At 60.6% G+C, this 6,582-nt stretch carries 6 protein-coding genes; 5 read left to right on the top strand and 1 reads right to left on the bottom strand.

Annotated features, from left to right (window positions below; all coding sequences use genetic code 11):
• Positions 1–1,192, bottom strand: a 1,192-nt coding sequence (locus ACMV18_RS00270; RefSeq protein ID WP_420816230.1) for an undecaprenyl-phosphate glucose phosphotransferase, incomplete at its 3' end; no start/stop codon positions are given.
• Between the two features lie 360 nt (positions 1,193–1,552).
• Between ACMV18_RS00270 and ACMV18_RS00265 the strand changes: the two genes are divergently transcribed.
• The 5 genes from ACMV18_RS00265 to ACMV18_RS00245 all read left to right on the top strand — a co-directional run bounded on the left by ACMV18_RS00265 (position 1,553) and on the right by ACMV18_RS00245 (position 6,409).
• Positions 1,553–2,113: a hypothetical protein gene (locus ACMV18_RS00265; RefSeq protein WP_420816229.1), complete on the top strand. Its 561-nt coding sequence runs from the start codon at positions 1,553–1,555 to the stop codon at positions 2,111–2,113.
• Between the two features lie 14 nt (positions 2,114–2,127).
• Positions 2,128–3,690 carry a ubiquinone biosynthesis regulatory protein kinase UbiB gene (ubiB, locus tag ACMV18_RS00260; protein WP_374257323.1) on the top strand — a complete coding sequence of 521 codons (1,563 nt, stop codon included), beginning with the start codon at positions 2,128–2,130 and terminating at the stop codon, positions 3,688–3,690.
• Between the two features lie 112 nt (positions 3,691–3,802).
• The gene (locus tag ACMV18_RS00255) at positions 3,803–5,251 is read left to right on the top strand and encodes a sodium:solute symporter family protein (protein WP_374257322.1); all 1,449 of its coding nucleotides are present in this window, start codon (positions 3,803–3,805) and stop codon (positions 5,249–5,251) included.
• A 92-nt stretch (positions 5,252–5,343) separates the two neighbouring features.
• Positions 5,344–5,646: an FmdB family zinc ribbon protein gene (locus ACMV18_RS00250; protein ID WP_374257320.1), complete on the top strand. Its 303-nt coding sequence runs from the start codon at positions 5,344–5,346 to the stop codon at positions 5,644–5,646.
• 130 nt (positions 5,647–5,776) lie between these two features.
• Complete coding sequence (locus ACMV18_RS00245; protein ID WP_374257318.1) at positions 5,777–6,409, top strand: DUF502 domain-containing protein; 633 nt, start codon at positions 5,777–5,779, stop codon at positions 6,407–6,409.
• The last annotated feature ends 173 nt before the right edge of the window (positions 6,410–6,582 follow it).

Raw genomic sequence — 6,582 nt, 5'->3', positions numbered from 1 at the left:
TGCGAATGATGATTTGCAGGTCCAGCCCCAAAGACCAATTGCGCAGATATTCCAAGTCGTATTCGACTCGCGCCTGCATTTTGTCAATGGTTTCCGTTTCGCCTCGATAGCCATTGACCTGGGCCCAGCCTGTGATGCCGGGGCGCACCTTGTGTCGCACCATGTAGGCTTTGATCAGTCGACGGTATTCCTCGTTGTGCGCCACGGCGTGCGGACGCGGCCCCACAATGCTCATGCGCCCTTGCAGCACATTGATGAACTGAGGCAATTCATCCAGCGACGTTTTACGAATGAAAGCCCCCAAGCGCGTGATGCGTGGATCTCCCTTTGTCGCCTGCTTGACAACGGGACCATTGTCTTGGGTTCGCATCGAACGGAACTTGTAGACGATGATCTCCTCGCCATCCAGACCATTTCGGCGCTGTTTGAAAATGACTGGCCCGGGCGAACTCAACTTCACTCCGATTGCGAGCCCGAGCAAAACGGGAGAAATCAGGACGAGGATGATGCTGGCCAAGACAATGTCTGACACCCGCTTGATCAACTCGTTGGTGCCTGTGAAAGGCGTTTCACAAATGCCGACGACAGGCACACCGTTCATGTCCTGCAGGCGTCCTTGAATGATGCTGATGCCGAACACATCAGGCACGAAATAAAGCGACGCTGTGGTGCCTTGCAGCGCCTCCATCAACTCCACGATCCGGGGCTGAGACCCCAGTGGCAGCGTGATGTACACCTCATGGATCCCATGTGCATAGACGTAGTTGGCTACCTCGCGCAGCCCACCAAGGCGCATGCTCACAGCTTCAGGCAACACACGGTGGTCGGTGCGATCGTCAAAGTAGCCAACGAACTCCAACGGTTGATCTCGACTGGTTTGCAGGGCTCGGGCGACTTTCCCCCCCAGCGGCCCAGCTCCCACCACCACAGCTTTGCGCTTGTATCCAGGCAATTGCGCACGGTGACGAAGAAAAGTTCGCCCCAGCAACACCACAAACCATTGCATCAAGGGCGTCAACACACACCAAGATGCAATGACGTGCAAATCGAAAAACCCCAGGCTGCCGGTCGCGTAGGCACACAACCAAAGGATCATCACCAAACGCAACCAGGAGCTGAAAATATCGACCCCGGCTTCCAGTCGCGAATCATGGAACCGATTCCGCCCCGGGAACGACAAGGCAAATACCATCAGGCAAAGAACCATTTCGGCGCGACTTAACGGCTGCCCAAAGATGGCCAAAACAGCGAGCAGCACACCCACCGTTGTCAACGGCTCAGAAACTGCCGCAACGAAAGAGGTTACCGACTGCGGAGCGCTGAAAAATGTGCGGGTATAGCTTCGATCGTTCAACATGCGATATGCGGCCTGGTACGACACACCGACGCGAGTTCAAGAAGGAGCCATCAGCTCCATCAAGCCCCCCATGAGTTAATGCCTGAGTCTTTGGTAACTATTGTGAAGCAAAAGGCGATCCCACCCGGGGTGGGTGACTCCAATCGATCCCCCTGTGTTGCAGGGGGGGGCTGTCATCAACCTACAATGCCCGACATGGCACTTCACCCCCTCTCCTGGATCGGCCCGGTCGCACTGCCGCGCCTGACGCTGCTGCTCAACCACGTGATCTCCCATGAGCCCGTGGCCATGGCGAAACTGCAACCGCACGCCGGTCGAACCATCGACATCCGCTGGGCTTCGGATTTCACCCCCAAGCTCCCTCGGTTCTTGAATCCATCGCAAGATGGCGGCCCTTTGCTGCCCCCCGCCATGCGTTTCATGATCACGCGCGCCGGCCTGCTGGAGTTGTCTGAAGCCCACGATGCCCCCAGCGCAGACGGTTTGACCTTGACGGTGCACCTGTCCAACCCCTTGAGCGTGATTCGTCAGGCATTCAAGGGCGAGCGCCCCGAGGTGCAGATTGAAGGGAATGCCTCACTGGCTGAAGCGGCCTCCTGGCTGATGAAGCACTTGCGCTGGGACATTCAGGACGATGTCGCACGACTGGTCGGCAACACGCCCGCGGAAATGCTGCGGCACCTGTCCAATGCGGTGCGTCAGGCACTCACGCGCTGGCGTCCAGGTGACTCGACGCAGTCGTCTGCGCATCGCTGATCGAGGTCGCCCGGATGCGCGCCCTGTTTCGCCCTGCTTTCATCGCCTGGATCGGCTTGCGCTACGGCTTGGACGGCCTGCTGCTGGACAGCTTTCGCCATCCCGGCTGGAGTCGCGTCGGCCGCGTCCTGTCTTGGGGGCGTCGCCTTCACGAGCCCAGGGGGCAACGCCTGCGTGAAGCGCTGGAACGTCTGGGCCCCATTTTTGTCAAGTTTGGTCAGATGTTGTCCACGCGGCGCGACCTGCTGCCGCCCGACATTGCCGATGAACTGGCCAAATTGCAGGACAGGGTGCCCCCCTTCCCCAGCGATGAATCTGCACGCCTGATCGAAGAAGCCTTGGGCAAACCCATCGCCGAGGTGTTCCAGACCTTCGAGGCCGACCCGGTCGCCAGCGCGTCGATTGCGCAGGTGCACTTCGCCACCTTGCACAATGGCCGGGAAGTGGCCGTCAAGGTACTGCGGCCCGGTATGCTGGCTGTGATCGATGACGATCTGGCCCTGCTGAGAACCATTGCGGGCTGGGTGGAACGTTTCTGGGCCGACGGCAAGCGACTGAAACCCCGTGAGGTGGTCGCCGAATTTGACAAGTACCTGCACGACGAGCTGGATCTGGTGCGGGAAGCCGCGAACGCCGCGCAATTGCGCCGCAACATGGATGGTCTGGATCTGGTGCTGGTCCCCGAAATGATCTGGGACTACTGCACCCCCACCGTGATGGTGATGGAGCGCATGAAGGGTGTGCCCATCAGCCAGATGGCGCGCCTGCGTGAAGCCGGCGTGGACATCAAGAAGCTGGCGCGAGACGGTGTCACGATTTTCTTCACCCAGGTCTTCCGGGATGGCTTTTTCCATGCCGACATGCACCCGGGCAACATCCAGGTCAGCCTGGATCCCGAGAGTTTCGGCCGCTACATCGCACTGGACTTCGGCATCATCGGCACGCTCACCGAGATTGACAAAGACTATCTCGCCCAGAACTTCATTGCTTTCTTCCATCGCGACTACAAGCGCGTGGCCGAACTCCACATCGAGAGCGGCTGGGTCCCGGCCAGCACCCGGGTGGACGAACTGGAAGGCGCGGTGCGCACCGTGTGCGAGCCCTATTTCGACCGACCGATCAAGGAAATCTCGCTCGGCCAGGTGCTGATGCGTCTGTTCCAGATCTCGCGCCGCTTCAACGTCGAAATCCAGCCACAACTGGTGCTGCTGCAAAAGACCCTGCTGAACGTGGAAGGCCTGGGGCGCGAACTGGACCCCGAGCTGGACCTGTGGAGCACCGCCAAGCCCTTCCTCGAAAAGTGGATGCACGAGCAAGTGGGCCTGCGAGGGCTGTGGGCTCGCCTCAAACGCGAAGCCCCGCGCTACGCGAAGATGCTGCCCGAGCTGCCTCGCCTGATTCACCACAATCTGGAACACGGCGACGCCAACTTGCGACGTGACCTGGCGGCCATGCTGGCTGAACAGCGTCAAACCAACCGCCTGCTGTCCACCGTGGTGTGGGTTGGCGTGGGATTCCTTCTGGGTCTGCTGACCGCGCAGCTCTTTGTTCGCCTGCACATGCTGGGTGTCATCTGACCCCAAACTGGCACTACACTGCGCCCCGCAACCCTTCCTTCAACCGCCGACGGCTTTTTGGTGTCGGCGGTTTTCGTTCGTCGGCCTGTCAGTTGAAAGGTTTTAGCCGAATATGAACACCACCCTGCTTGCGTTCGTGCTTCTGTACCTCGTCGGAACGATGGGGATCGGGATTTATGCGGGCACGCGCATCCAGAACACCACCGACTTCGCCGTGGCCGGCCGCAGCCTGCCGCTGGCGATGGTGATCACCACCACGTTTGCCACCTGGTTTGGTGCTGAAACCGTCATGGGCATCCCAGCCAAGTTCGTTCAGGGTGGCCTGAATGCCGTGGTGGAAGACCCGTTTGGCGCATCCATGTGCCTGGTGCTGGTGGGCGCCTTCTTCGCCAGCAAGCTCTACAAGATGAGCCTGCTCACGATCGGTGACTTCTACCGCCATCGTTACGGTGAAGGCGTGGAGATCTTCTGCTCGGTCGCGATCATCCTGAGCTACCTGGGTTGGGTGGCGGCCCAGATCACCGCACTGGGTCTGGTCTTTTCGATTCTGTCGGGAGGCGCCATTGCCCCCGCTGTCGGCATGACCATCGGGACGGTACTGGTGCTGATCTACGTGTTGATTGGTGGCATGTTGGCCGTGGCCTGGACCGATTTCATCCAGATGATCGTGCTGGTGGTCGGCCTGTCGTTCATCGCTGTGATGGCGGGTGATCAGGCCGGCGGCGCCGACAAGGTGCTGGACATGGCCGTGGCCAATGACTGGTTCAAGATCCTGCCAGAGCACACTGCGGAGGGCTGGATTGCCTTCATCGCAGCGGCGATCACCATGATGTTCGGCTCCATCCCGCAACAGGACGTGTTCCAGCGTGTGATGTCGGCCAAAGACAGCGAAACGGCCAAGAAGGGCGCCATCATCGGCGGCTTCAGCTACCTGGCTTTCGCGTTCGTGCCCATGTTCATCGTGGCCTCAGCACTGATCATCATGCCGACCGAAACCCGCGAGTTGCTGGCCAACGATCCACAGAAGGTGCTGCCCACGCTGATCATGAGCAAGATGCCCCTGATCGCGCAGATCTTCTTCTTCGGTGCGCTGGTGTCAGCCATCAAGTCGACCTCGTCGGCAACGCTGCTGGCCCCCTCGACCAGTTTCGTGGAAAACATCCTGAAGAACATCCGTCCGGGCATGACCGACCGCCAGATCCTGCTGTCCTTGCGCATCACCATCCTGGTATTCACGGCGCTGGTGCTGACGTATGCCATCAAGATGCAAGGCACGGCCATTTACGACCTGGTGTCGTCGGCGTACCAGGTCACGCTGGTGGGCGCCTTCATCCCGCTGGTGATGGGCTTGTACTGGAAGCGGGCCACCACCCAAGGTGCGCTGCTGTCGATCACCGCCGGCATTGGCGTGTGGGCGGTCTTCCTGATGAACGAAGCCTGGGGTGAGATGTTCCCATGCCAACTGGCCGGCTTGCTGGCCGCCATGGTGGGCATGCTGGCGGGTTCGCTGGCACCGCAGTGGATCAAGGATCGTCGCACCGAACTGGCCCACGCTGCCTGAGTACGGCACCGGTCTATTGGCGGGGTCTTGAAACCCCGCTGACCACCCCCATTAAAATGGCGTCTGAACGGGCTCACCCCGAAGGTTTGATCATGCCGATTTACGCTTACCGCTGCTCGTCCTGCGGCCACACCAAGGACGTCCTGCAAAAGATTTCCGACCCCGTCTTGACCACCTGCCCAGCTTGTGGTGCCGAGGCGTTCTCCAAGCAACTGACCGCTGCTGGCTTCCAACTGAAGGGTTCCGGCTGGTACGCCACCGACTTCCGTGGCAGCCAGAGCGGCACGGGCGGTACCAGCGCGACTGCGACCGGCCCGGCTGACTCCAGTTCGGCTTCCGACACGGCCAGTGCCGCTCCCGCGACACCCTGTGGCGGGTCGTGCGCCTGTCACTGATCTGGACTGACAATACGCTGGTACGGCGGGCAGCGCTTCGTGCGCGGGCCCGCCGCTGTGTTTGCACCGCACCTTTCGTCGTGTCATACGATGCGACGCCCGGCACCTCGCCGCTTAACCTGGTTTCGCCGTGAAGAAATACATCCTCACTGGTTTGCTCGTCTGGCTGCCCCTGGCCATCACCGTCTGGGTGCTGAAGAACGTCATTGGCACGCTCGACGGCGTGTTCGCCTGGTTTGTCGCGGTAGCACAGACCATCCTGCCCGTCAGCCTGCATCCGTTTCTGGCTGATCTGCAGCGCATTCCCGGGCTCAGCGTCATCATTCTGGTCACCGCCCTGTGGCTGACCGGCATTGCCGTGACCAACATGGCCGGCCAATGGCTGCTCAAGCAGTCCAACAAGGTGCTGTCGAACATCCCGATCGTCAAGAGCATCTACACCTCGGTCAAGCAGGTGTCGGACACGCTGTTTTCCAGCAGCGGTCAGGCCTTCCGTGAAGCCGTGCTGGTGCAGTATCCCCGCCAAGGTTCGTGGACGATCGCTTTCGTCACCGGCAAGCCGGGCGGCGAAGTGGCTGACAAGCTGCCTGCCGACATGCTGACCCTGTATGTGCCAACCACCCCCAACCCTACCTCGGGTTTCATGCTGATGGTGCCTCGCGAAGAAGTGCGCTGCCTCGACATGACGGTGGACGAAGCGCTGAAATACATCATTTCGATGGGCGTTGTGGCGCCTGCGGCCACGGAAACAGCCCAATCCTGAACGACAATGGAGGGTTTGGAGCTGGCGATTGGTTCAGCTCAGCGACCCTCACTCCCCGGAGAGAACAACAATGCGCACCACTTACTGTGGTCTGGTCAGCGAAGCGCTGATGGGCCAGACCGTGACGCTGATGGGCTGGGCCCACCGTCGCCGCGACCACGGCGGCGTGATCT

Source organism: Aquabacterium sp. (assembly GCF_048860245.1).
GTDB lineage: Bacteria > Pseudomonadota > Gammaproteobacteria > Burkholderiales > Burkholderiaceae_C > Aquabacterium.
This window is presented reverse-complemented; position numbering and strand designations above follow the sequence as displayed.